This is a genomic window from Bacillus mobilis, from assembly GCF_001884045.1.
GTDB classification, from domain to species: domain Bacteria; phylum Bacillota; class Bacilli; order Bacillales; family Bacillaceae_G; genus Bacillus_A; species Bacillus_A mobilis.
In genome coordinates, this window is record NZ_MACF01000119.1 from 460,713 (window position 1) to 485,909 (window position 25,197).

General features: G+C 34.9%; 23 protein-coding genes and 1 pseudogene. 4 read left to right on the forward strand and 20 right to left on the reverse strand.

What is annotated here, in order from left to right; translation table 11 throughout:
• Positions 1-116: 116 nt before the first annotated feature.
• The 4 genes from lepB to BAQ44_RS22060 form a co-directional block, all read right to left on the reverse strand.
• Positions 117-668 (reverse strand): signal peptidase I, encoded by a 552-nt coding sequence (gene lepB / locus BAQ44_RS22045; RefSeq protein WP_061676960.1) that lies wholly within the window; start codon positions 666-668, stop codon positions 117-119.
• Between the two features lie 23 nt (positions 669-691).
• On the reverse strand, positions 692-1,369 hold the full coding sequence (locus tag BAQ44_RS22050) for a copper homeostasis protein CutC (RefSeq protein WP_061676961.1): 678 nt from the start codon (positions 1,367-1,369) through the stop codon (positions 692-694).
• Between the two features lie 195 nt (positions 1,370-1,564).
• Positions 1,565-2,710, reverse strand: coding sequence for a stage II sporulation protein P (locus BAQ44_RS22055; protein ID WP_071723780.1), 1,146 nt, complete (start codon positions 2,708-2,710; stop codon positions 1,565-1,567).
• Positions 2,711-2,928: 218 nt separating this feature from the next.
• The gene (locus tag BAQ44_RS22060) at positions 2,929-3,657 is read right to left on the reverse strand and encodes an ArsR/SmtB family transcription factor (protein ID WP_071723782.1); all 729 of its coding nucleotides are present in this window, start codon (positions 3,655-3,657) and stop codon (positions 2,929-2,931) included.
• Between the two features lie 69 nt (positions 3,658-3,726).
• On the opposite strand from BAQ44_RS22060, the gene BAQ44_RS22065 reads away from it, so the two are divergent.
• Complete coding sequence (locus BAQ44_RS22065; RefSeq protein ID WP_071723784.1) at positions 3,727-4,197, forward strand: DinB family protein; 471 nt, start codon at positions 3,727-3,729, stop codon at positions 4,195-4,197.
• Positions 4,198-4,335: 138 nt separating this feature from the next.
• Here BAQ44_RS22065 and BAQ44_RS22070 read toward each other — a convergent pair whose 3' ends face one another.
• From BAQ44_RS22070 to BAQ44_RS22110, 9 genes are all read right to left on the reverse strand, one after another.
• Complete coding sequence (locus BAQ44_RS22070; protein WP_071723787.1) at positions 4,336-5,484, reverse strand: acyl-CoA dehydrogenase family protein; 1,149 nt, start codon at positions 5,482-5,484, stop codon at positions 4,336-4,338.
• A gap of 154 nt (positions 5,485-5,638) precedes the next feature.
• Positions 5,639-6,271, reverse strand: coding sequence for a YdcF family protein (locus BAQ44_RS22075; protein ID WP_000662229.1), 633 nt, complete (start codon positions 6,269-6,271; stop codon positions 5,639-5,641).
• A 330-nt stretch (positions 6,272-6,601) separates the two neighbouring features.
• Positions 6,602-7,189 (reverse strand): GNAT family N-acetyltransferase, encoded by a 588-nt coding sequence (locus BAQ44_RS22080; protein WP_071723789.1) that lies wholly within the window; start codon positions 7,187-7,189, stop codon positions 6,602-6,604.
• Positions 7,190-7,667: 478 nt separating this feature from the next.
• The gene (locus BAQ44_RS22085) at positions 7,668-8,996 is read right to left on the reverse strand and encodes a YjiH family protein (RefSeq protein WP_071723791.1); all 1,329 of its coding nucleotides are present in this window, start codon (positions 8,994-8,996) and stop codon (positions 7,668-7,670) included.
• A gap of 112 nt (positions 8,997-9,108) precedes the next feature.
• Positions 9,109-9,993 (reverse strand): aminoglycoside phosphotransferase family protein, encoded by an 885-nt coding sequence (locus tag BAQ44_RS22090; RefSeq protein ID WP_071723793.1) that lies wholly within the window; start codon positions 9,991-9,993, stop codon positions 9,109-9,111.
• A 4-nt stretch (positions 9,994-9,997) separates the two neighbouring features.
• On the reverse strand, positions 9,998-10,510 hold the full coding sequence (locus BAQ44_RS22095; protein WP_071723795.1) for a GNAT family N-acetyltransferase: 513 nt from the start codon (positions 10,508-10,510) through the stop codon (positions 9,998-10,000).
• A 26-nt stretch (positions 10,511-10,536) separates the two neighbouring features.
• Positions 10,537-10,998 carry a DUF2691 family protein gene (locus BAQ44_RS22100; RefSeq protein ID WP_071723797.1) on the reverse strand — a complete coding sequence of 154 codons (462 nt, stop codon included), beginning with the start codon at positions 10,996-10,998 and terminating at the stop codon, positions 10,537-10,539.
• A 164-nt stretch (positions 10,999-11,162) separates the two neighbouring features.
• Positions 11,163-11,597: a ferritin-like domain-containing protein gene (locus BAQ44_RS22105; protein ID WP_071723799.1), complete on the reverse strand. Its 435-nt coding sequence runs from the start codon at positions 11,595-11,597 to the stop codon at positions 11,163-11,165.
• A gap of 181 nt (positions 11,598-11,778) precedes the next feature.
• Entirely contained in the window at positions 11,779-12,999 is a 1,221-nt protein-coding gene (locus tag BAQ44_RS22110; protein WP_116758401.1) for a YhgE/Pip domain-containing protein, read from the reverse strand.
• 131 nt (positions 13,000-13,130) lie between these two features.
• Between BAQ44_RS22110 and BAQ44_RS22115 the strand changes: the two genes are divergently transcribed.
• Positions 13,131-13,748 carry a TetR/AcrR family transcriptional regulator gene (locus tag BAQ44_RS22115; protein ID WP_071723803.1) on the forward strand — a complete coding sequence of 206 codons (618 nt, stop codon included), beginning with the start codon at positions 13,131-13,133 and terminating at the stop codon, positions 13,746-13,748.
• Between the two features lie 55 nt (positions 13,749-13,803).
• On the opposite strand, the gene ppsA is transcribed toward BAQ44_RS22115, so the two are convergent.
• Complete coding sequence (gene ppsA / locus BAQ44_RS22120; protein WP_071723805.1) at positions 13,804-16,410, reverse strand: phosphoenolpyruvate synthase; 2,607 nt, start codon at positions 16,408-16,410, stop codon at positions 13,804-13,806.
• A 1,021-nt stretch (positions 16,411-17,431) separates the two neighbouring features.
• Positions 17,432-18,049 (reverse strand): TetR/AcrR family transcriptional regulator, encoded by a 618-nt coding sequence (locus tag BAQ44_RS22130; protein ID WP_071723807.1) that lies wholly within the window; start codon positions 18,047-18,049, stop codon positions 17,432-17,434.
• 181 nt (positions 18,050-18,230) lie between these two features.
• Between BAQ44_RS22130 and cyoE the strand changes: the two genes are divergently transcribed.
• Positions 18,231-19,148 (forward strand): heme o synthase, encoded by a 918-nt coding sequence (gene cyoE, locus BAQ44_RS22135; protein ID WP_063263342.1) that lies wholly within the window; start codon positions 18,231-18,233, stop codon positions 19,146-19,148.
• A gap of 250 nt (positions 19,149-19,398) precedes the next feature.
• On the opposite strand, the gene BAQ44_RS22140 is transcribed toward cyoE, so the two are convergent.
• Together BAQ44_RS22140 and BAQ44_RS22145 are read right to left on the reverse strand one after the other, a co-directional pair.
• Positions 19,399-20,634: a cytochrome P450 gene (locus tag BAQ44_RS22140; protein ID WP_071723809.1), complete on the reverse strand. Its 1,236-nt coding sequence runs from the start codon at positions 20,632-20,634 to the stop codon at positions 19,399-19,401.
• A gap of 166 nt (positions 20,635-20,800) precedes the next feature.
• Entirely contained in the window at positions 20,801-22,315 is a 1,515-nt protein-coding gene (locus BAQ44_RS22145; protein WP_071723811.1) for a DHA2 family efflux MFS transporter permease subunit, read from the reverse strand.
• 213 nt (positions 22,316-22,528) lie between these two features.
• Here BAQ44_RS22145 and BAQ44_RS22150 point away from each other — a divergent pair, with 213 nt between their 5' ends.
• Positions 22,529-23,119, forward strand: a complete 591-nt coding sequence (locus BAQ44_RS22150; RefSeq protein WP_063263345.1) for a TetR/AcrR family transcriptional regulator — start codon at positions 22,529-22,531, stop codon at positions 23,117-23,119.
• 497 nt (positions 23,120-23,616) lie between these two features.
• Here the strand turns inward: BAQ44_RS22150 and BAQ44_RS22155 are convergent, their stop codons facing one another.
• The 3 genes and pseudogenes from BAQ44_RS22155 to BAQ44_RS22165 all read right to left on the reverse strand — a co-directional run.
• Entirely contained in the window at positions 23,617-23,958 is a 342-nt protein-coding gene (locus BAQ44_RS22155) for a YolD-like family protein (RefSeq protein ID WP_071723813.1), read from the reverse strand.
• A pseudogene (locus BAQ44_RS22160) lies at positions 23,955-24,746 on the reverse strand (DinB/UmuC family translesion DNA polymerase); the annotation flags it as partial. The gene BAQ44_RS22155 and the pseudogene BAQ44_RS22160, both read right to left, overlap by 4 nt.
• Positions 24,747-24,829: 83 nt before the next feature.
• Positions 24,830-25,197 (reverse strand): RNA-guided endonuclease TnpB family protein (locus BAQ44_RS22165; protein WP_145925752.1); only part of this gene is annotated, 368 nt, incomplete at its 5' end.

Sequence of the window (25,197 nt, forward strand, 5' to 3'; positions counted from 1 at the left end):
AGAGGCCATTTTGAAAAATAATAATCAAAATGACCTCTGTCTTTCTTAAATGAACATTCAGTTTTACAAAAAATGTGATTTAAATCCACCGGAAGAATATTTCTCCCATACATGCTTTATAACGCTCTTACTTGTTTCAACGGCCAGAAAACAGCTTGTCCTTTTCCGACAATCTCATCTTCTGAAATAAATCCAAACATACGACCGTCTTTCGAAACTTCACGATTATCTCCTAAAACAAACACTTGGCCTTCTGGCACTTTCGTTTTTCCTGTAATTTGTTCTAACGTAAAGTCTGGAGTTAATACACGGCCTGCCGCTTTTTCTTTAAACTCTTTTAAATATGGTTCTTCCATCGCTTCTCCGTTTACATATAACACATCGTTTTTATACTCAACTGTATCGCCTGGTAAACCAATTACTCGTTTTACTAAATCGTACCCTTCTTTACCGTGGAAGACGATAATATCAAAGCGCTCTAATCCACTTATACTATAACCAATCTTATTCACGAGCACTCGTTCGTTATTTTCTAAAGTAGGCATCATCGATTCGCCTTGTACTAATGAAGGTGTAAATAAAACACCGCGAATAATAGCGATTAATACTAGTGTAAATCCTATCGTTTTAGCCCATGAGAATAATTCTTTCTTCGTATTTTCCTTCATCGTTTCTCCTCTTTCTTACGTGTTTATTGTATGATTTGAACTAATTCTTGTACTAAATTAAGATCAATTTCAGAAAAACATGATTTCCCTTCTCTTACCGCTGTACCGACATGCGCTTGCGTAATTCCAGTTTCATCTAGCAATCGCTTTATATTTTCTTTCGTCACACCAGCTCCAGCAACAAGTTGAATTTGACCTTCGCTTACCTTTTGCATTTCTGCAAGCACCGGAATATTCTCTACTATATTTCCTTGTCCACCTGAAGTTAACACGTGAGTCACTTTATGAAACTTCTTTAAAATCCTCATCGCTTCTACTGGATTTTCTATATCATCTATCGCACGGTGGTACGTTACATTTATTCCATCTACAACAGATAGTAAATCCGCTAATTTCTCTTCATCCACTTCATTTCGTTCGTTTAATACACCTAATACAACACCAGCTGCACCTAACTTCTGCGCCATGATGATATCTTCCTTCATCATTTCAATTTCTTCTTCCGTATATGTAAAAGACTTCGCATGCGGACGAATCATAACGTGAATCGGTATATGTACTGCTTCTACCGCTTTTTTAATAAATGCATAACTCGGCGTTAAACCGCCTTCTGTATAAGATGAAATTAATTCAATTCGCTTCCCGCCAGCTCGTTCAATTCGTTTCACATCTTCTAAACATGTTGCAATAACCTCTAGCATGAGATGACCTCTTTTCGTACTTTTTTCTTATTATAACATTAGTAAAAATAAGAAACCTAGCATTCTCCTGTAAATCTGTAAAAAGAAGAATGAAAAGAAAGATTTTTTCATTCGACGACGTTTATTGGTGATTTTATATTCTACAAAAAAAGAGTAACACCTAGCACTTCTGACTGGGTATCACTCCTTTTTATTTTAATTATTTTTCTTCGTTACTTCATTATAATAGTGGCTAAATGCTTCTACTAACGCGTCAACTGACGCATACAATTCTTCTGGTGTATTATCTACCCCTCCCATTTCAATAAGTAATGCATTTGGAGAAAGATCTTGATTATATACTCCGTTCCCGCTTTTACGATCTTTAATAAAAATCCCTCGGCTTAAACCGTAATACTTCTCGTCTAAATATGAATTTATTGCCGTTACTATTTTTTTATTTTTTTCATAGTTAGGATTTTCTCGTCCTAAAATGAAATAAAGCCGAGCATAATTCTTTCCGTTAATATTTTTTGTTGTAATATTTTTTCGTGCATCATCTCTATGAAGGTCCATCGGAAACATAATATTTTTATCCTGTGCCAATTTATCTTGTAATATTTGACGGGACCCTTTATAAGATTGGGCCCAATTTAAATTTTTATTTCGTAGAAAATCCCTCATATTTGTCGTATCATGTGAAACACCTATACCTTTTTCTTCTAGCTTTTGTTTTAAATAGTTTCCAACAAACGTAATATTCACTTCATTATTTGTACTAGAAGCATCGTCGGGTATCGAAGCCCCTGGAATAAGAGGAATAAACGCTTCCCAACTATGTGTATGATAAATAAAAACTTTATTTTCACCGTTATTTTGTGTATTTGAATTTTCACCAGTAGAATTGTTTTCTTTCCCACTCTTTGGGTGTTCAATAGCAGTACCTTTATCTTTAATATTATCTAAAGGAATACTGGATTCTTCCGGAATGTTCGTATAATCTGTCCCTTCCCCAGCAATTAATATTTCCGAATAAAATTGATTCATATTAGGAAGTTCTCGAGTTAATAAACTTCGAAGATCATTTACATTAATGTTTGTAGAAAGTGACAGTAAAAAAGATTCCAAAGACGCTCGTCCTTTTTCTTTATGAAATTCTTCTGCAAAATAACGATTTTCACTTCCTATCATATACATAAGACCTTTAGTAGAATTCGTTCCTAATAACTGATTCATATAAAATGATTTAAATACGCTAGAATTACTAGAAATAAAGAATGAAGTGAGGATACATATAATAGTGAATAAAATACATATCACTACATATCTTACATTTAATACTTTCAGTTTAATTTTATTCATTTTATATCTCCCTTCATTTACTATATTCTTACGCATAATTTTTAAGTAATATGATTACTAATTTAATAGAATTTCCTCAACTACTATGTTTTCATTTAACCTCTTTCCGTAAGGCAAATGAGGTTAAAGTTGCCGTGCGCAAATATTATCAAAGATTTTTTAAAAAATTAAATAACCTGAGTCTATATAAATATAGAACTCAGGTTATTTAATACTGTTTACTCGATAGGAGGCACTGTATTTTGATGGACTTTTTTATCTTCCATGTCAATGCCTAATTGATCTTTCAATAACTTCATACCTTTTTGGGTAAGATGAACAGCCCGATTTTTATCCGTTTTTGTAATCCATTCCTGTTCAAAAAATAGTTTTGCTATTGCAGATCCTAACCAACCAGAAATATGGTAGCGTCGTTCACTCCAATCAAGACAAGGTTTTGCAAATATTCTCCTCTTTATATCTGCCGTTTCAATATTTATTCCAAAATTCAGAAACCAACACTTACCTTGTTCCGTTACAATGTATTCTCCTTCCTCTAAAATGATAAATTCCTTATCTAATAATTTTTCGGTTATCTCTACACCGAGTCTGCCTGCAAGATGATCATAACAAGTTCGAGCATAACGTACTTGTTTTAGTTGATTCGATTGTTTTAAAGAACGAACTTGAACTGTTGGTGCGATTGTTCCTAACTTTTCAAGAACTTCTGCTACCTCTTGATTAGCAAGTCGATAGTAACGATGTCTACCATGTTGTTCAACTGTAAGTAGATTCCCCTCTACTAATTTAGAAAGATGAGAACTAATCGTTGGATGTGACACCTTTGCCATATAAGCTAATTCGCTAGCAGGTAGTGCCTGATTGTTCATTAAACAATCTAAGATAATTGCTCTTGTAGGTTCAGCAATTAGTTTAGCTATATATGAGATATTCGGATATACATTCATATTTCGATGATACCCTAACTATTAAACTGATACAATTATTTTAAGTTTAATAGTAAAGGAGAATGTATTATGAATGCAATTGATCTTAGTATATTAAATTTGAAAGAAACGAGAAGGCGCTCAGAAAAATTATGGAATTCTCTTCCTGATAATTTTCTTAATTGGAAGCCTGATCATGAGGCCATGTCCTTTGGTGAGATGATTCGTCATGTTTGGACCTCAACTTTTTACTATCATATGATTTTAAAAAACAACGGCTCAATAAATGACATACATTTCCCGTATGATGACGAGCCAATTACTTGTGTAAAAAAAGAAATTGAATGGGCACAAGTATACTTTACTGACTTTATAGAATATGTACAATCAATAAGCATAGCCGAGCTAGATTCAACCCTTATTGATAGAAGCGATGTTGGCTATGAAAGATATTTAGGCGACATGCTATTACGAATTGCCTATCATGATGCCGTCCATGCAGGTCAGTTTTTACAATATTTACGAATGGTAAACTTAGAAAGGCCTTTAATTTGGGATTAAATATAACAAATGTTTACAACGATTCGTTTTAAACTAGTATTTTAAACACATAAAAAGCACGTGTTCGATTACTAATCAAACACGTGCTTTCAAAACAACTATATTGTCCATAAACAATTAAATGTAACTTTAATATAACTACGACCGAAACGCCGCATCCGCTAACATAGACAGTGTAACATCATCCATCGGCGGATTGTGTAATCCTGCTCTGACGTTTAAATAGTAACAATGAAGAGGATTTTTTTCTGATAAACTTTTTGCCCCTACGATGCGCATTGCTTTATCTACAATTGATATCGCTGCATTCGTTACGGCATATTTCACTGCTGCTAATTCGGCTTGCAGTGATAATTTATCCTCTGCCTCATCGTACTTTTTCGCAATTTGATATAAAAAGACGCGAGCTTGCATAAGCTCAAGTTCTAATTCTCCAACTAATCTTCTAACATTCGGCAATAAACTAATAGAATGATTTAAACTATTTGGCTTGTATGATCCCGCAAATTGAACTGCATAATTTCTTGCTGATTGTGCAATTCCTAAATAACATGCTGGTATATGTAGCAACCAGCCAATACCCTTTTGTTTCACTTTTCCGCCCTTTATATCTGTAAAAAAGCGGTTTTCTATCTCCACATTTTGTAAGACAAGGTCGTGACTAGCAGTCCCCCGCATCGCAACGCTATCCCACGTTTCTTCAATGGATACACCGAGCGTATTTCTTGGAATGACAAACTCACCAACTTCTTCTCGGCCTTCAATACTCGCTGAAATAATAAAATAATCAAGTATTGGCGCCATCGTTGTAAAAGTTTTTCTTCCGTTTATAACCCACTTCTCGCCTTGTTGAACCGCTATCGTTTCTGGTTTACCGCCACGCGTCGGACTCCCTGTTTTTGGCTCGGTTGCTGCCCGGTTAAAGAGTGCACCTTTACGCACTTCTTCGCAAAACCATTTGAACATCTCATCATTCCAAGAGCGATTTTCCGCTAACTCTTTCACAATACCAAGATGCCAGCCAATCGATAATGCAGTAGCTCCGCAGCCTTCTGCAATTTTTTCTTGAAATAAAACGAAGTCATATAAAGAAATCGCACTACCATCAAATTCTTTCGGTAACGTTAATTTCGTATATCCGATATCTTTCAAATCACTTATATTTTCATACGGAAATGATCCTAATTCACTTAGTTGATGCTCCCTTTCCATGAACTTTGGAATCAATTTATTTATTTGTGCAATAATGAAGGATTGTTCTTCTGTTTCAACAAATGAGAGTGCCATACTATAATCTCCTTTATGTTCGATTCATCAACCGCTCACTTTTTCATTATGATTATATGAAGCTACCTCTCTATTGTTTCACTATTCCGATAAAAATACAATGTTTTTGACCAATAAGAAAAGTTCCTATTTTAAGATAGGTTCTTTTCTTATATTAGTCTCCCTTCAATGCCTTTAATGGCAAAGAGGTTACATATCCAATGTACGAGAATAATTCTTTAAAGAAGAATGGTATTTCTGTGTCTAGCGTTTTATATGCTGATGTCGGCGTTGGTGAAGCATACGCTTCAATATTAATATGTTTTGCGATTCTCATTGCGCGTTTCATATGAAGTGGATCACTTACAATCGTGTATGTGCGTATTCCGTTCTCTATTCCAACTTCCTTCGCATTCTTTAAGTTTTCTTCAGTGAAAAGGGATTTTGTTTCAATTAATATATCTTCGTCTTTTACACCTTGTTTCATTGCATACACTCTAGCAGTACGCGATTCCTCAAGCTCTGCCTCGAACTTTGTACCACCTGTAAAAATAATCTTTTTAATATCTCCGTTCTTATATAAAGAAATTGCATGATTAATTCTTTCTTTAAATACAGGAGATGGTTTTCCATTCCATGAAGCTGCTCCTAGTACGATACCAGCATCCGTTTTCACGCCATCATTTGTTTTAAAACGATAACTCCAAATATCATAAGCTGCATAACTTACATATAAAATAGCAGAACAAATCATTAGTAAAAATACTTGAAAGATTCGTCTTTTCTTACTCTTCTTATTTTCTTTCATTTGTAATTGCCTCCGTACATCATCCATACTTCTATAAAAAAACATTTATATCAAATCGTTTTGTTTGAGTTTATTTAAAAGAAGGAACTTTACTTGTTATTTATGTATAAAAGGGTTTTCATTTAAAATTGAGGATTATCAATTCATTTTTATTTGCGGTTTTCATTACATATTTTAAATTCATAAGTTTATTACCATACAACTACATTGTAACGAATTTTTTCTCAGAAGGGAACGATGAAACAAAAGGAATTAAAATAAAGTAGCATTTTGTAAGAAAAAAGGTATATTTTTCATACATCACGAACAATATACCTTTCAAAACACGAATTATAACTTTTCTTTATACAATTCTAATTTTTCCGATAAACGAGCTTTCACAACTGGCCATTCACTTGCGATAATACTATACACAACCGCATCTCTCACATGACCGTTTGGCAATTTCCTTTCATTTCTAAGCACACCCTCTTTTACTGCACCTAGCCTTTCAATTGCTCGTTGTGCCTTTTCGTTTCTTGCATCCGTCTTAATTTGTACTCTCAGCATATGCAGTTTTTCAAAAGCATACTGGAGAAGCATATACTTACACTCTGTATTGATACTCGTACGTTGCACACTTGGATGATACCACGTTTGTCCTAATTCGACTGTTTTATCTTCTACTGAAATATTATATAGACGTGTACTTCCTACAATCGTATTCGTCTGTTGATCTACTACAACGAAAGGTATTTGAGTACCCTTTCCATAACCCTGTATCGCTTTTTGCACATATTGCTGCATATCTTGCGCAGTATCCATTTTAGAGATTAAATACGCCCAAATATCCCGATTTCCTTCTACAATCGAAAACAAAGTTTCGACATCATCACTATCTATTAACCGTAACTTTACTCTTTCATGAATCATTTCCATTTGTAAGCCCCCTTTGTTGTTACTATATCATACGAAACAAAAACAGATTATAAGAATAAAAGAATGTAATTGATAGAATTACTTTTCGAATATACTCTTCCGTTATATGGTAGGAAGGCTCATCAATAATCGTTAATATCGCACCTCTTAAAAAGAAAATTTAGATATTTTCCAATAAATACTATATAATAATAAACGGGAGGGGATAAACATGCTAGATCAAATTACTTGGGGAACACCTGGCAGCTTATTATGCTTAGGATTCTTTTTTGCAGGACTAGGAATCTTCTTAAGAAGCATGACGTCATATTCAAAAAACAAATAAAAACATCCCAAAAACAGAAAATAGTACATTTTTACGTTTTAGGATATTTGATTTTCTTAGCTTGATAGTGATGTGGGAATACCCCGCTTTTAAACAAAAGAAGCCTTCCTTTTACAGAAGGCTTCTTTTGTTATAACTTTATCTTTTAAAAATTTACAGCAACAAATAAGCAATCGGCGTAATAATAAGTAACGTTAATATCGTTCTTTGTACATAGAGAATAATAAGTTCCGATACTTTTAGCGGAATGTCTGTTGATAGAATACAAGGAATGGAAGCTGAGAAAAACAATATAGATGATACCGAAACAACTGCAATGACAAACTTTGTCACAAGTGGTGCACTTACAACTAAAAGAGAAGGTAAAAACATTTCCGCAATACCAACAGATGCCGCTTTAGCAGCTAGTTCTGCTTCTGGTAATTGTAAAGCCCACGTAAATGGATAGAAAATATAACTGATCCAATCAAATATTGGCGTGAATTTCGCTAAGACGATACCAATTAATCCTACTGACATAATAGATGGTAAAATTCCCATCGTCATGATAAAACCGTCTTTTAAATTCACTGCGATATTTTTCATAATACTCGGTGCAGATTTCGATACTTCTAGCGCATCTTCCCAAGCGCGCTCTAACATTTTCTCTTTATAAACAGGCTCTGGGAACCCTTCTTCCGTTACATATGTATCTGGTTTCCTACTAAGTGGTGGGATTCTTACGGTGATAGCAGTTACGATGAATGTTACAACGAGAGTAGTCCAAAAATAAACATTCCATAAATGCATAATGTCTAATGTTTTTGCGATGATGATCATAAATGTTGCAGATACTGTAGAAAAACCTGTAGCGATAATAGCTGCTTCTTTTGTCGTATACTTTCCTTCTTTATACACGCGATTCGTAATTAATAAAGCGAGTGAATAACTCCCCACAAAGGAAGCAACCGCATCAATTGCTGATCGTCCTGGTGTTTTCCATAACGGTCTCATAATGGGACGGCAAAACGTACCGATAAACTCAAGTAATCCGTACCCGACTAATAACGCTAAAAAGGCTGAGCCAATTGGCACGAGTAAACTTACCGATATTACGAGTTTCTCATACAAAAACGGCCCTACATCTGGTGCAAAGAACCAAGCTGGCCCTACTTTCAAACAATATAATACACCAAAAATGACGCCAACTACTTTTAAAATAGAAAAACAGATATCTACGATAGATGCATTCCATTTTTTCGTATAAAACGGATAGATTGCACCCATTATCATAACGAGTAGAGCGTAATAAGGTACTACGCTCGGAACCGAAGCCCGAATCCATGATACGATATGATCAATCATAATGGAAGAAGCACCATTTATCGTAACTGGTACGAAAAACATAAACACCCCAACTAGACTAGCGAGTATAAACCGGAGAATAACCCCCTTCTCACTCCCAGTCTTAATTACATTCCTTTTTAATTCAATTTCACTCAAAATTCGACACCTCCTATTATCTAAATATTCTGTATAATTATGTTAGATTCCTTCTTTCAGTTTCTAATATTTCAGCATATAAAAAAGCCTATTTTAAAATAGGCTTTTTCTACTACTTCTCATAATCATCCACAATCACTTGAATCACACGATACGATTCGTCTGCCACTATTTTATTACTAGTCTTATTCGCATCATATGTAATTAACGCTTTCCAAAGCGCCCATCCTCTTGCTCTATTCCATGTTTCTTCATCTATGCGCAATACTTCTTTAAATACGGTTCTGCTATTCTTATCAAAAAATGTCCATGCCATCGCTGCATCACAAGCCGGATCGCCTACTCCTAAAATACCAAAATCAATTACGGCACAAAGCTTTCCGTCCTTAACGAGTAAGTTTCCTGGTGCAACATCTCCATGAACCCAAACTGGTTTACGCTCCCACGTTGACTGAAGGGCTAAATCCCAAAGATGCTTTAATACTGTTTCATCAAAAACGTCCTTATTATTTTCGATCGCACCTCTCGCCTCTTCATCATATATAGATATAAGCCCGCCTCGGTAAAAATTATGTGCTCCAGCGACCGGTCCGTTACTCGCATCAATAGCTTGCAATTCCACTAAAAATGAGCCTAAGTCCGTCGCAAATTCATGTAAATCACGAACATTTTGTTTCGTAACGGTTTCTCCCTCTATCCATTTATTAATAGACCATGGCCATGGCCACGGATACGATTTCGATGGATTTCCTTTCGCAAGTGGTGTAGAAATCGGTAAAGAAAGCTCCTTACTTAATATAGGTAGCCACTTATTTTCTTTCTCTACTTGCGGTGCATATGCCTCATCACTTGGTAATCTAACACTCATCTCATCCCCTAGATGAAACGTTCTATTATCATGTCCACTAAACTTTACAGGCTTCACCTCTAAATGTGCCCATTTAGGAAACTGTTCCCCTATCAATTTTTTAACTAACTCCGTATGAATTTGATTCATTCACTTACCCCCTTCTCTTTTGAAACTTACTAAGTCCATCTGTACTCCCAACATATTCAAAACCATTTTTCTTATAAAAATCATTCAACGTACGATTATGCCCGACGCAGTCTAGCTTCAAGTACTCTTTGTCATTTTGTACATTCTCTTCTACCCACTGTAAAATCCATTCTCCAATCCCATTCCCCTTATACTTCCGTTTCACCGCAAATCTATGAATATATAAAGAATCAGAAACTTCCGCCTTACCAAAAATACGCTTATCCCATTCATTTTGTTTAGGAGATACTGTAACTGTACCGACAATTTCATTTTCTTTCATAACCACATATGTATATTTCTCTCTTATACATTCTAGTATTTCAGCCGTAGCTTCTCCACCTAACAAATATTTCCACTGTTCAACTTCCTTATGTTGTAACCACTCTGCTACTTCTTTTAATAGAGTAATAATGCTATCACTTTCCTCTTCAGTAGCAGTTCGGATTGTATATTCTTTAACTGTGTTTCTCTCCATATTGCTGTTCCCCTTTCAAATTACTACTATACTGACAAACGCGTTCTACCGTCATTTTCGTCTGTCACGTACTCAACGTAAAAACCTTGATTCCGTGCGTTTTCATACATCAATTCAATCGCTTTTTGATCTTTAGCATAAATTGTGACGTATGTACAATCCGCAACTAGTAAAACTAATTCACACTTACTTTCTTTAAACTCTTCATATGTTTCAATCTCTTCTAGTACTTCTCCTTTTGGGTATGCTTTTAAATCTGCAAAAATGAGGTAATATATATTGTCTTTTATTAATTTTTTCAATTCTAATCCACTCATTACCTTGTTATCTTCTGAAAATAATTCCGGTCCTAATCCATCAGATAATCTGAAATAAGATTCCTCATTTTCCACTCGCCAGTCAAATGCAGTAATATCAATTGGCTTTAACACTTCCCAAAGTAGATTATCATATTCATTTGGAATATCTACAAAAATCCCTCGTTTCATTTGTTTGCACCTTCCTTATAGGCCATGAATACTCCTGTTTCTTTCCCGAATACAAAATAGATGATTATTATCTAATCAAGCATATTATTCATTAAAAAACAAGAAAAAGCACCTCAGTTGTGACATATAAACCAAGGTACTTCCCTTTCTATTTTCCAATTCATTCACTTCGTCTTCACAAAATAATATAAAAACCACACCGCATGATTTTGTTCATCTGCAGCTATTCTGCGCAACAACTCTTTCAAATGTGCATCCGATGTTTCATCTGAAATTCCCAAATAAAAATCTACTGTCTTCTGTTCATCTTGTATTGCAAATTCTAATCCTTGTAAGTACGTATTTGGGCATTCTTCCGTAATTTGTGGTTTTGGCTGCTGACCAGTTACATTTGTATAGATTTGTACAAAATGATGGAAATGCTTTATTTCATCATTACGAATTTCAAGAATTTGATTTCGTTCCGCCTCATTCGGAGCCATGTTAGCTAATTTCGCATAACAACTTATTGCACTAAACTCTCCATTAATTGCTTTCTCAATATCACGAATCAACTTATCATTTTGCCTATACCAATCATAATAATTCGAATTATCCATCGTTTCCCCTCCATTCTTTCGCATAACATTTTATGCAATTTGAAATAGCAGGAGCATGTATATAAAATGATACCGCATTTTCTATTCCCTTTAAAATATAGAAAAATCTATCCTGCTTGCTTTCCCGATAAGTTAATACAAATCAAAAAACGCTTCACTCCTAGTGAAACGTTTTTATCTTTTATGCGTTTAATCCCGTTTTTTGTTCCTTTATTACACTACGTTTAAGAGCAGTCGCTAAAATAATAACCATACTTACTCCACCAATCCAAACGAGTACAGTAAGAGGTGTACTCCAGCTTAACCCTTTTCCGAAGAAGAATATTTCTCTAAGTCCTTCAATCATAAATCGCATTGGCAACCATGCGTACACCCAGTCTTGGTAAAATGAGGATAACATTTCCGGTGCTAGTGATAATAATGGTGCCCCGAAGAATAGTAAAAGAGCGAATACACCAATTCCTTTTAGTCCAACTAATGAAAGTACCGCCGATATCATTAAGAAGAAACTAAAGGATGTAATAGATAAAAACAGTGCCGTATCTGTGAAGTTCGAAATATTTAACCCTACCATACCATCCGCGATCCATGTAAGGCCAAATCCAATTACAAGTGTCGCAACTGCTCCTGTTACGATTTGTTTTAGTTTTAATACGAAGTTTTCTTTTCTTGTACTTACTGGCATTTTACTTATCGCAATAAATATAATTGCTGCGCTCGCTAAACTTGCAATCCATAACGGCTGGAATAAAGACATCGGCGAGTTACCGTTCGCACTATTTTTGCCGGTTTCATTTACATTTGTCACTTTCTTTGCAATCGGTGTTACTACATTTGAAACTTGATTTGCTGTTACTGTAGCTCCTTTTGCTTTCAATCCTTCTAATAGTTGCGCGCGAACAGTATTGTTCATATTATCAACTACACCATTTAACATTTGTCCTGCCATAGTTGAAGCCGCTGTATTCATTCCTTGATTGATGAATATTTCTACCTCTGGCGAAGATGGCTGTGGTGTTCGTAATGATGCCTGCTTTGTACTAAAGTCTTTCGGAATAACTAATGCTGCGTAATACTCTTGATTATTTAAGCCTTTTTGAACTGCTTCTTTATTTTTCACTTCTACCCACTTCACCGCAGGTTCTTCCTCTGATTTTGATGTCTTTTTCATATTATCAATAATCGTTTGTCCCATATTCATTTTCGGTTGATTCGGAATTTCTACTCCTTGATCCTCATTTACAATTGCGATTGGCAAGTTTTTCGGCTGAGGTTGAACAGTTGGAAATAACGTTAATGAAAAAATAAAAACAACAAGTAGTGCAATAACTGGTGATACATATAACAGTTTATTTTTAAACATTTTCTTTTCTCCTCCTATCATTTGATTTATAATAACCAACAACGTGTTGTTTATTTATATTTGAATTATATGTTCGAGTTGAACCTTATACAATAATCAAAAATCGTGAATGTGTCGGTTATAAGACACATCTTTGAAATGTGTTGGCTAAAATGAAGGAGGGACGTGCTTTGCGTGATAGTAATTTAGATTTACGTGTTGTTCGCACGAAAACTGCCATACGAAATGCATTGGTGGAACTAATTGAAGAAAAAGGTTTTGACGCCATTACGGTGAAAGATATTACAACGAAAGCAAACATAAATCGCGGTACTTTCTATGCGCATTATCAAGATAAATTTGATTTAATGACGAAATGCCAAGAAGAAATTATGTATGAGGTTTCTAGCATCGCCAAACAGAGATTGCCTGAAGTTATTGCTGATCTTGGTTCCAATCCTTCCCCAACAATGCCGTTTATACTTATCACTTCTATTCTTGAATTTTTAAATGAAAATAGTGATTTTATGAAAGCTGTATTAAGTTCAAAAGGAGATTTATCTTTCCAAACAAAACTGAAAGACTTTATGTGGAAAACAATATTTGAAGATACGAATGGTGCTCTCATTAATAAGGAGAATTTACTTGTCCCAAGCCAATACTTAGCTTCTTATATGGCATCTGCTCATATTGGTGTTATTCAGCAATGGTTAAATAACGGGCAAAAAGAAACACCTGAGGAAATTGCTCGTATTTTATCTACAATCGCAGTTCATGGACCTTTTTATGCGGCTGGTTTAAAGAAATAAGCCAGCTATATAACAAAAGATCATCCACTATAATAGCGGATGATCTTTTATTTCATTACAACACTTCAATATACCCTTCAGTCCCATGTACCCGAATTCGTTGTCCGTCTTTTATTAATTTAGTAGCATTCTCTACTCCAACGACTGCTGGTAATCCATATTCACGTGCAATCACTGCTCCGTGCGTCATAAGTCCGCCAACTTCAGTGACTAACCCTTTTATGGACACAAATAACGGTGTCCAGCCCGGATCAGTAAAAGCAGTAACTAATATATCTCCCTCTTCTAAGTTCGCTTCTTCCATGTTTAAAATAACGCGAGCTCTTCCCTCAATCACGCCTGAAGAAACAGGCAAACCTACAATCGCGTCAGCTGGGATATTTTCTCGTTTATATTTACCTGTAATGATTTCTCCATCAGACGTCATGATACGAGGAGGCGTTAGTTTTTCATATAATTTGTAATCTTTTTTTTGTTTTTGGATAAGCTCGTAATCTAGTTTATTCGTGCGAACAACTTCGTGAAGTTCTTCAAAAGTTAAATAGTATATATCATCGACTTCATGAATGACACCGCGCTGCACAAGTTGCTCAGCTTCTTTCAATAACGCCTGCTTATATATGAAATAACGATTAATCATGCTGTATTTTGGATATTCACGATAACCGATACAATTCCGGATGTTGCGAATCATTCGCTTCGTCTCTTCTACTTTTCGTTTACCATCCGGCAAATGCTGCAATCGATTTACTAGCTCTTCTTCTTTTTTCAAAGCTTCTTGCAGCCCTTCTTCAAATTTCTGCTTACTCGCGCCAGCTTCAAAATCTCTTATATTATTTAAAATCATCGGGATAATAGTAGTTGGCTTTTCAATCCAGCGTGTTTTCGTAATATCAATTTCTCCGCTACATCTCATTCCGTATTTATTTAGAAAAGCAGAGATAGCATCTCGAGCTTTCTCCCCGCCTTTTAAATGAACTAGTTCATTTAAAAAGCTATCATCTTCTACATGTTGTAAATACGCAATAACTTCCGGATATGGCCGAATCACATCAGCGACATCCATTAATGCTAAACCCATTTCAGATGTAATATTATTTTGTACCGATTGAGAAAGCGTGTCTGCTGCATTCTTTTCTCCTAGCCATTGCTCCATTTTTTCATTTATCCATGTTGAAGCATTCATACCTGCCATAATGACAGCGATACTTTGCGGGTTAAATAATACTTTTTTTAATTGCTGAATATCTTCTAAGATAAAATCAAGTACATCCACCCCTGATTTCATTTGCATGTTTCGTTTTAACTCTTTGATGGATGCTTCACTATTCTGTATTAAATTCGTAACGATTGCCGGATCATTTTTGATTTCTGGTTGCGAATTTGCAGGTGGCACACTTTTGCCAGCACTCTTCCCATTTTCATCATCTGGTAACAATGTAATAAAGTCATCTCGCTCAACTACAGTCGTTAATGCATCTCGTATAAGTGGATCAGACTTCCCTAAAGTGTTTATTAAATAATCTCTGCTAGCAGGTGAAGCTAATCTTTGTGTAGCATCCACAAACAGCCGTCCTCCCGCTTTACGCATAGGAGCATTAGTCGTTAACAGGAAAAAAGATAACCCAAGCGGTTTCATTGCATCAGTCATCATTTGTTGATGGCCAACTGATATATACACATGATTTCCCCCATCATTTTCTTCAGGAATTGGATATAAAGTCGTAATGGGGCGACTTTGGACAATATAAAATGTATCATGAGCTAAACACCATTCAATATCTTGCGGACAACCAAAATAAGCTTCAATCTGTCTTCCGATACTTGCTAGTTGTAAAATTTGTTGTTCAGACAATGTTTGAAGTTTTTGCTGAGCCGGATCAATCTGTTTCGTCTCTGTTCCGCCCTCTTGTAAAGCATAAATAGCTATTTTTTTAGTCGCTATCATCGTTTCTGTAATCTCGCCTTCTTTTACTTTATAATTATCGGCAGAGACCAGTCCTGATACTAACGTCTCACCAAGTCCAAAGCTGGCATCAACTGATAGCACCTTTCGATTAGAAGTAACCGGATCAGCAGTAAATAAAATGCCCGAAGCCTCAGGGAAAACCATTTTTTGAACGACAACACATATAGAAACTTGATTATGTTCAAAATCATTTTGCATGCGGTACATGACTGCTCGCTCTGTAAATAAAGAAGCCCAGCACTTTCTTACATGCTGCAAAATCGCTTCTTTTCCAATAATATTTAAATACGTATCTTGTTGACCAGCAAACGAAGCATACGGTAAATCTTCAGCCGTAGCACTAGAGCGCACGGCATACGCATGTTCATTTCCAAAACGTGAGAGATAATGAGTTACCGCTTCCACTACATCAGAAGGGATTTCTACAGCCATAATAACTTCTCTAATCTTCTTACTCATTTCACCAATTTGAGCTCGCTCTTCCATTTTTAACTTTGTTAGCTGCTGCAACAAAGTTTGAAGCTCTTCATTTTGCTCCATGGCCTTTTCATATCCTACCGTTGTAACACAAAAACCTTCAGGTACTTGTATACCTTGAATGTTTGTTAACTCCCCTAAATTCAAACCTTTTCCACCGACGAGCGAAAGCTGCGTGTTTTCTATTTCCTGAAAATCGAGAACGAAAGAACTCATGTAACATCTCTCCTTACTATGCATGTGTTCTTGATTGTAGCAGGAGTAAATACGGATAAACAGTCTATTTCGAACTTGATTTACATGATATAATTAAGTTAGGAAGAGATAATTATTTTTATTTCCCCCCTCTCATTCACTTCAATTCCATCACAAAACTTAAACATTCTTTGATTATGAAAAGCATCGGTACAAGTAATCGTCTTATTTAATGGATTTATATCAAATAGCTTTCTTCTTATGAAATTAAGAACAGATAACTTTTCCCCTCTCTTTTCCAATGTAAGTTTTATAAATATATATTTTTTCAAACTAAAATAGTTCATTTTAGCGATTAGATAATATTTAATATCAATAAACAAACAATGCTTTTATCAGTATTTCCGAAAAATCAGTACATGTTTTCCCTCATTTCTTTGATAAGAAGGTCTATTAAAGACCCTCTATTTATCCATCTTAACTATATAAAAAAACCTCAAAAAACTTTATTTTTTGAGGCTTTGATAATTATTTAGTATAAGGGGTAGCACCACATCACCATCAAGCTAAGAAATTCATTGTTCCCCAAAAAGAAAAAGATGAGCTGAAGGCCCTTAAATAGCTATTTAGAGATAAAGCGATGTTTTAGGAATCTTTAAAATATTAACTTGAATAGCATATGTACTACCGACAAAACGTTGCTATTGTGTATTATCAAGATCTAAAGTATAAATATCCTTACGAAGTATAGAAAAGTACATATTAGACATGAACTATATGTACTTTTCTTTTATTAAATTAAAGAACTTGATAGATTAATGATAAGAAGCATAATTAATCTACTCTCTAATAATAATTGTATAGTTTATATATATTAAGGTGATTTTTTACTTTTATTAGATAACTTATACTTAATAGTTTTAAAAAGGTTACAACATCACTTGTATATTAAAACCATTTATCTTATTCGATATTTGATGTTCACAATTGTACTCTATTTTTAGGTTTGTGTATTTAAACTCTGTTTAGACAAGAGAATTTTCTAATCTTCTTGACGAGGAGACAGGAGCATATTTTGTAATGCTTTTCCAAATAAATTTAAGGGCATATGTTCTTCGCTAATATAATAACATAGGGCCATACCATTCTCTAATGAAAGAATAGTCCATGCCATTTCGTTAGCAGATAGAGCAGATTCATTCTCATTCTCTTTTGACATCAATTTCTCAATAGCATTGGAAATTTGTTCTACCGATTTGGTTATCATATTTGACCATTTATAGCGTACCGATTCTTCACGCATCGCATAAAGGAGAAACTCCATGTTAAGCATGCTCCATGTTCGATTTTTTTGTCTACTTGAAAGAGAATATTCATCCAAAATTCCGATGAATTGTGATAATGAATGCTGTTGGTCTATTATTTGATGGATGTTATTCACGTGTAAACGCATTTGTTTTTCCAATATGGCTAGAAAGAGCTCTTCTTTGGAATTAAAATGAGCATAAACGGCTCCCTTACTAAACCCGGCATACTCTGCAATTTTATCAACAGAAGCTCCGTGAAAGCCTAATTGAGCAAAGACCTCAACAGCTGATTCTAAAAGTAATTGCCGTGTTTCCTTTTTTCTTTCTTCTTGAGTTAATCTTCGTTTAATCATTTCTCCTCCTCCGTATCTTGACAATTATATCATATAGAACTAATATACCATATAGTATATAAATTCCATTTGGTATTTAAATTACGGAAGGAATCTATGTATTAAATAATCAGCAATAATGTCATTTTAGATTAGATTATGAAAATTATAGATAATCTAGTAAAAGGAGAGACGAGAAATAATGCAAAAGATAGATTCCCTTAAAACACCAAAACAGACTCCAGCAAAAATTTTAGCGCAAACAGTTAAAACCGGGATTATTAAATCAAACCTGATTCCAATGTTTGCTGGATTAACATTGGCATTATATACATATCAGATTAGCTTGTTTGAGAAACTTCCAGAAATAGTATTTGCTTTGATTGGCTCTATTTTAGTAATGGGTGCAGCAGGAGCTTTTAATAACTTGTATGATCGTGATATTGATTCTATTATGGAGAGAACAAAAAATAGACCCACAGTGACAGGAGAAATAAAACCAAAAGCTGTATTATGGCTAGGTATTTTAATGACCATCTTGGGATTGTTTTCTCTTGCATTAACAACTCTGCTAGCAGCATTCTTAGGGTTTTTAGGCTTATTTTTTTATATTGTCCCATATACAATGTGGAGTAAAAGAAGAACAATTTATAATACGGAGGTTGGAAGTATTTCAGGAGCAATGCCCCCTCTTATTGGATGGGCTGCTATTTATCCAGACATTACACATCCTGCTATTCTTGGTCTTTTTGTGATTACAGTCATTTGGCAAATGCCTCATTTCTATGCCATAGCTATTCGCAAACACGATGAGTATAAGGCAGCTAAAGTTCCTATGCTTCCAGTAGTCAAAGGTGTTAAAAGAACATATTTGCAAACTAATATTTATTTAATCATTTTAATTGCAATGAGTTTCCTATTTAGCTCTTTAAGCCTCGGTCTTACGTTAGTAGCACTTCTTTTAAGCATTTTATGGCTCGTCTTAAGTATTTTCGGCTATAAAAAAATGGATTCAGAGAAATGGGCAAAATCAATGTTTGTTTATTCACTTCTTCATATGACTATCTTGTTTTCGACTGTAATTATATATTCTCTTATGGGCATTTTTTTTGATTTATAAAAATTATAATTTTGTAGTCATAACACGAAAAAATACTATTCTTTCAATAGAGTATAGGAAAGGATGGTGTTTTTGAAAAGAAGACATCGATTAAGATGTCTTCTTTTACTTGTAGACTTGGTGTTAAGAAAGTTCGATGTTTTCTTTTTTTTATTATAGTGAAATTGAAATATAATAAATCAAACTGAGGTAGCACACATAGAATCTTCATCCTGGTTTATTATAAAATTCTTAAGTTGATGGGTATGGGCTAAATCCCATAAACTTTCATTGGTAGATAAGTCAAGGACTGTCCCGTAGCAGAAGCAGTTAAGTTTTTTTCTAATTCAAATCCTTCAACTGGTTCGATACATGAAAACTTTTGTAAGAATGCCTCTAATACAATTTTCATTTCTAATCGTGCAAGAGGTGCACCTAAACAAAAATGTGGACCACTTCCGAAAGTTAGGTGCTTTTTATTATTTGAGCGATGAATGTCTATAGAAAAAGGATCGCTATACATATTTTCATCCATATTGGATGCACTCATCCAAGCAATGACTACGTCACCTTTTTTTAACTCAATCCCTAATAGATTATTATCTTTTTTGACCGTACGATCTCTTTTTGAAATATGAAAGCGATATCGAAGCATTTCTTCAACGGCTTTAGGGACTAGACCTATATCCTTTCTTAGTGTTTCATATAATGACTTGTCATCATAAAGCAATGAATAGAATGTATTGGCTATTGCGTGACTAGTTGTTTCAATACCTGCCCCTAAAAGTAACATAGTTGTTTGTACAATCTCATTATCCGTAAGTTTTTCCCCATCCACTTCAGCTCGAATCAAATCAGAGATAATATCATCACAAAGGTTCGAACGTTTTTGAACTACAATAGGATACAGATATTCAAAATATTCTTTCGCTGCCTTTTGTTTTTGTTGTTCAAGGTCTTCTAACCTTTCTTTGTCGTATGGTTGGAACAAAATATCAACCCAATCTTTAAACTGACCTTGACCTTGTGCAGGTACGCCAAATAAATCGCCTATTACTAGAGCAGGTAAAGGGGATGCCAAAGCGTCCACGATATTAATCGTAGAATTTCCTTGTATGTTTTCTACAAGCTCCGTTGCAATTTGTTGAATACGGGGTTCCCACTCTTTTAAACTGCGGGGAGTGAAAGCTGTTGCCAATAAGGACCGTACTTTTCGATGGTCAGGAGGATCAAGGAACGTAATCATTGTTATAGGTGAAGTGTTTTTTTGATTTTTATTATCACCGACAAAAATACCGCTTCTAGGCCCTTGACTTGAAAAGAATTCATAATTGGTTAACACTTGCTTAACATCTTCATACTTAAACGCATTCCATGTATTTGTTTCCTCGTGAAAATAAACAGAATGATTGTGAAGCATTTCTTTATACCACTTTAAAGGGAAAAATTCTTCAGTACGCGTCTGGAAATTAGGGACTTCTTGAATTGCAATTACCTCTTTTTTCACTGATATTCCTCCTTAAAAATACAAATTTTATAACTCAATCTATAAATAGTCATATTTGGAGTACATCTCATTCCTAGCCAGCATAAGATAGAAACAATTTACTCCAAATATGATGACTAACAGTTGGTATAAATTTCTTCTTTTTGATTCGGGAATTCAAATGGTTTTAATTTATTTTTAATTTCTCTGTAGTTACCATCTCTGCGGGAACGTTAGATTCTAATTCGGAAGCCTGTTTAACTTTCTTTATAAAGAAGGAAAGTATTAATCCGATGATACCAATTCCAATGATGACAAGGTAAGCGTCATTAATCCCCTGTATAGAGGCTTCTGTAACAAGCTCTTTTTGATTCAATCCTTTAGCTGTTGCGGTAGGAACCATATCCTGCAGATGTGATTTCGTACGGCTCGTCATAACTGTCACGAGAAGCGAAGTACCGACAGCACCGGCAACTTGACGAATCGTATTGCTTATTGCTGTTCCATGTGCATTTAACCGTTGTGGCAATTGATTTAGACCTGCAGTCTGAATCGGCATCATCATCAAGGCCATACCAATGCGACGTCCTGTTGACATGAGAATCAAATAGATATAACTAGTGGAATCTGTCAAGTTGATAAAGCCCATTGTTGTAATAATGGTAATTGTCATTCCAATAATAGCTAACCATTTCGCACCAAAGCGATCGAATAGCTTACCGGTAACTGGCATAAGGAATCCCATAACCAGCGCACCTGGAAGAAGCAGAAGACCAGACTCAATGGCTGTGAAACCACGCATATTTTGGAGATATAACGGAAGTAACATCATATCTGCATACATAACCATAGTAATTGCGATATTAATGATTGTTGTTAAAGAAAACATATTGTATTTAAATACACGTAAGTCAAGCAATGGATTTTGTGATCTTAATTCCTTCCATGAAAAGAGTACAAGGGCTAAGATACCTATAGTAATCGTACCTATTACCTCTATATCTGACCAGCCAAGACTTCCAGCCTGGCTGAAACCGTAAATTAATGAACCGAAACCAATGGTCGAAAGAATGACGCTTAGGATATTAAATTTTGTCTTGATTCGGTCGGATACATTTCGGAGATAAATGAACCCCAGCACAATAACAAGGATAGTAAATGGAATCATTCCGTAAAACATCGTCTCCCATTTATAGTTATCAATCATGTATCCGGCAATTGTAGGACCAATTGCTGGTGCAAAAATGACGGCAAGTCCCACCATTCCCATAGCTGCTCCCCTCTTTTCGCGAGGGAAGATGGTCAAAATAACATGCGTAAGCAATGGCATAATAATTCCTGCACCGGCTGCTTGAATCATACGTCCGGTTAACAAGACAGGAAATCCTGTTGCTAAAGCTGAAACAATGGTTCCAGCTAGAAATATAAGCATGGAAGTTTGAAAAAGTTCACGTGTGGTAAACCGTTGCATTAAATATGCGGTAATAGGGATTAAGACGCCGTTTACTAGCATATAACCAGTTGTTAACCACTGGGCTGTTGTAGCTGAAATCTTAAATTCAACCATAAGTTCAGGAGTAGCGACACTCATGAGTGTTTGGTTTAATGTTGCAAGAAAAGCACCTAAAATCATAATGAACATAATAGGTCCTTTTTTTATCGAATTGGGGACTGTTTTAGTCTGATTATGCAATTCTTTCATATCCTTTCTAATTTTAACGTAGACTTTTTTTACAAAGTGTTGAATAATTTACACTATATAAATTACATTATTATAGATTATTATGACAACAGACAATTTTTTAATAACTGTCTATTAGTTATCACTTCTTATGCTTTCTGTTAATAAAGTTTAAGATAATAGACAGAACTTATAATATTGTAAATTTCTAATTAATAGGAAAGGTGATTAGATATGACAAACCATCCAAAGTCCCGTGTAGACCCTCGAATCATCCGTACACGCCAGTTAATCAAATCGGCTTTAATAGATCTTCTACAAGAGATGGAAATTAGCAAAATAACAGTTAATAAAATTGCAGAACGTGCGACCATTAATCGTGTTACGTTCTATCTCCATTATCGTGATATTCATGACATGTTGGAGAAAATGGCACAGGAAATGGTCGAGGATATTGAGAAGATAATGATAAGTACGGAAAACCTCTCAGATTCCTCTGAGGATATAGAATGGTTAAAACTCGTAGACCTACTTGAGTACATTGCTGACAATGCTAAATTCTATAAAGTAGTTCTTGGTTCTAGGCGAACACCGATTTTTACAGAACGCTTGTTAAATACACTTTCAGACAAAATAACAGAGAGAACAGAAAATCACCCCTTTCTCGTTACTAAAGACATGCCAAAAGATATTGTTATTTGGTACGGTTCTTCAGCTTTAATTGGCACAATTGTGAAGTGGTTACATAGGGACATGCCGTATACACCACAATTTCTTGCCAAGAAGTTGTATATACTTTTTAAGTCGAGTAATAAAGAAGTTTGAGTTGGTGTGGATTTAAAATCACTTACAGAAATCTGAAAGGTACAATTGCCTGGATCTATCGAACGAAAAGTTCATTTATGCCATATAAAGTTACATTAAATTCGTGGCGTTTGATCCCCACAAGATTAGCCAGTAATCATACTCAAAAACAAGAGGAAAATACCAAAAAACACTAATCTTACATAAGATTAGTGTTTTTTAGTTGATGACCTTTTTTAAATTTAGTTTCTCATAGTTAAATTCCTTTCCACAAATCGAGATTACTGTGTTATCAGCCCTCACGGTTTCAACTCGATTTTTTTCTGTTAAGTAATTTACCTAAGTCATAACTCTTCTAGTGTTAGGATGCTTGCTCTTTTTCACCCATGAAAATTTTTAAAAATATACTTTAGCTATTTACTTTTTAAAGAGGAAGCATATCTTTGCCGCAAACAAAAAGAACCATAACCTTGCCAAAATGGCAAAGTTATGGTTCAAATGTGGATTCCAGTCACACTTTACTCCACTTCCATTACATCACAAAACTTTAATATCCTTTGATTACGAAAAGCATCCGTACAAGTAATCGTCTTATTTAATGGATTTATATCAGCTACTGTTATGTAATTTTTATATAGACAGCCATTTTTATAATATGTAAGTAAAACCTCTTCTTCACCTAAATATGAAATTAACAGCTTATTTTCAATCCTTTCTTTGGCATCTTGCGTTAAGATTGGACGCGAGATTTTTGTTTGCTCCTGTATCATTTCTTTAATACAGACGAACTGCTCTGGCATACTAGCAAACGGTTGCCACTTTACCATTCCTCTTCCTTTTGGCATATTAACATTCATCACGATTTATGTCCTCCTAATAATGTGTTTCTATATCTTGCTGTTGCGACGCTTGTGTAGGAAATTCCACGTAAAATACTGTTCTTACCAAATCGGGTTCGAATTTCGTCCATAACCTTCGTTAGTCTCATTTCTTTTTCTCTTTGTATAATGTTATCAAAAAGCGAAATTTGCTCTTCCCCTTCATGTATTAAATTTGTTAATGAAAGGCTTACCGATCGGATCGGCTCTCCTGTATGCCTCTCGTATAAAAAATAGGTACAAACGTTGTAAACATCCATCGTTAAATTTGTTGCTCTATTTAACGTATGTGCTTTTTTTATTCCTCCCCCGTATTCCCTACTATATCCGACTGAAAAATGAATCGTTTGCGCGTATTTCTTCTCACTTCTCAATCTGTAACAAACTTCTTCTGCATGCTCTAATAAAATAACGGTGAACTCTTCTATTGAATAATCACGAAATAATATTTGGCTTTTCGCTATAGATGTTGTCGCTGGAACATATTTCTCTGCTATTCTGCTGAAATCAATCCCGTTACTATGCAAGTGTAATTCTTCCCCTATCAAACCAAACGATTGTTTTAAATACTTCAACGGGTACTGCGCTAAATCCCCAATCGTATGTATACCTTTTCGATTTAATTTCATTTCCGTTTTATACGATATACCCCAAAATTTACTGAGTGGTCTAATACTCCATAACTTCTCGGGTATATCGTCATACGTCCACTGCGCTATTCCATCGTTATTCTTTTTCGCTTCCACATCCATCGCTACTTTACTCAATATTGAACTACTCACCACTTAACGTCCTTACGGACTGTTTGAAGTGGGAGATTCCTAAGTACAGAAGCCTAGTGGCTTCTAATTCATTAGGCTATCCCCGTAGTTCCTACGGTTAGAAGCCTTAAAGCTTCATTTTTAAGATTGATACTTGCGTTAATATCTCTGTCGTGATGACTATTGCACGCAGGACAATCCCATTCACGAAGATTTAGATTCTTAACGTCTTTATTTTGATACCCACAACAAGAACATAATTGGCTTGAAGCAAATGTTTTGGATACCGGAATGACTTGTTTTCCATACCATTTTGCCTTGTATTCTAGCAACGTTCTAAATTGTGACCAAGATACTTCACTAATCGCTTTTGCTAACTTATGATTTTTTAGCATATTCGATACTTGCAAATCTTCTATACCGATAACATCGTGGTTTTTGATGATTTCAGTTGAGATTT

What these genes read in the sequence shown, in the direction of transcription:
- BAQ44_RS22095 (WP_071723795.1), bottom strand. Translation starts at nt 10,510, where the DNA reads ATGGAGAGAAACACAGTTAAAGAATATACAATCCGAACTGCTACTGAA.
- BAQ44_RS22100 (WP_071723797.1), bottom strand. Translation starts at nt 10,998, where the DNA reads ATGAAACGAGGGATTTTTGTAGATATTCCAAATGAATATGATAATCTA.
- BAQ44_RS22060 (WP_071723782.1), bottom strand. Translation starts at nt 3,657, where the DNA reads ATGAATGTATATCCGAATATCTCATATATAGCTAAACTAATTGCTGAA.
- BAQ44_RS22130 (WP_071723807.1), bottom strand. Translation starts at nt 18,049, where the DNA reads ATGATTAAACGAAGATTAACTCAAGAAGAAAGAAAAAAGGAAACACGG.
- BAQ44_RS22055 (WP_071723780.1), bottom strand. Translation starts at nt 2,710, where the DNA reads ATGAATAAAATTAAACTGAAAGTATTAAATGTAAGATATGTAGTGATA.
- BAQ44_RS22145 (WP_071723811.1), bottom strand. Translation starts at nt 22,315, where the DNA reads ATGAAAGAATTGCATAATCAGACTAAAACAGTCCCCAATTCGATAAAA.
- BAQ44_RS22150 (WP_063263345.1), top strand. Translation starts at nt 22,529, where the DNA reads ATGACAAACCATCCAAAGTCCCGTGTAGACCCTCGAATCATCCGTACA.
- BAQ44_RS22075 (WP_000662229.1), bottom strand. Translation starts at nt 6,271, where the DNA reads ATGAAAGAAAATAAGAAGAGTAAGAAAAGACGAATCTTTCAAGTATTT.
- BAQ44_RS22065 (WP_071723784.1), top strand. Translation starts at nt 3,727, where the DNA reads ATGAATGCAATTGATCTTAGTATATTAAATTTGAAAGAAACGAGAAGG.
- BAQ44_RS22050 (WP_061676961.1), bottom strand. Translation starts at nt 1,369, where the DNA reads ATGCTAGAGGTTATTGCAACATGTTTAGAAGATGTGAAACGAATTGAA.
- BAQ44_RS22105 (WP_071723799.1), bottom strand. Translation starts at nt 11,597, where the DNA reads ATGGATAATTCGAATTATTATGATTGGTATAGGCAAAATGATAAGTTG.
- cyoE (WP_063263342.1), top strand. Translation starts at nt 18,231, where the DNA reads ATGCAAAAGATAGATTCCCTTAAAACACCAAAACAGACTCCAGCAAAA.
- ppsA (WP_071723805.1), bottom strand. Translation starts at nt 16,410, where the DNA reads ATGAGTTCTTTCGTTCTCGATTTTCAGGAAATAGAAAACACGCAGCTT.
- BAQ44_RS22080 (WP_071723789.1), bottom strand. Translation starts at nt 7,189, where the DNA reads ATGGAAATGATTCATGAAAGAGTAAAGTTACGGTTAATAGATAGTGAT.
- BAQ44_RS22090 (WP_071723793.1), bottom strand. Translation starts at nt 9,993, where the DNA reads ATGAATCAAATTCATACGGAGTTAGTTAAAAAATTGATAGGGGAACAG.
- BAQ44_RS22070 (WP_071723787.1), bottom strand. Translation starts at nt 5,484, where the DNA reads ATGGCACTCTCATTTGTTGAAACAGAAGAACAATCCTTCATTATTGCA.
- lepB (WP_061676960.1), bottom strand. Translation starts at nt 668, where the DNA reads ATGAAGGAAAATACGAAGAAAGAATTATTCTCATGGGCTAAAACGATA.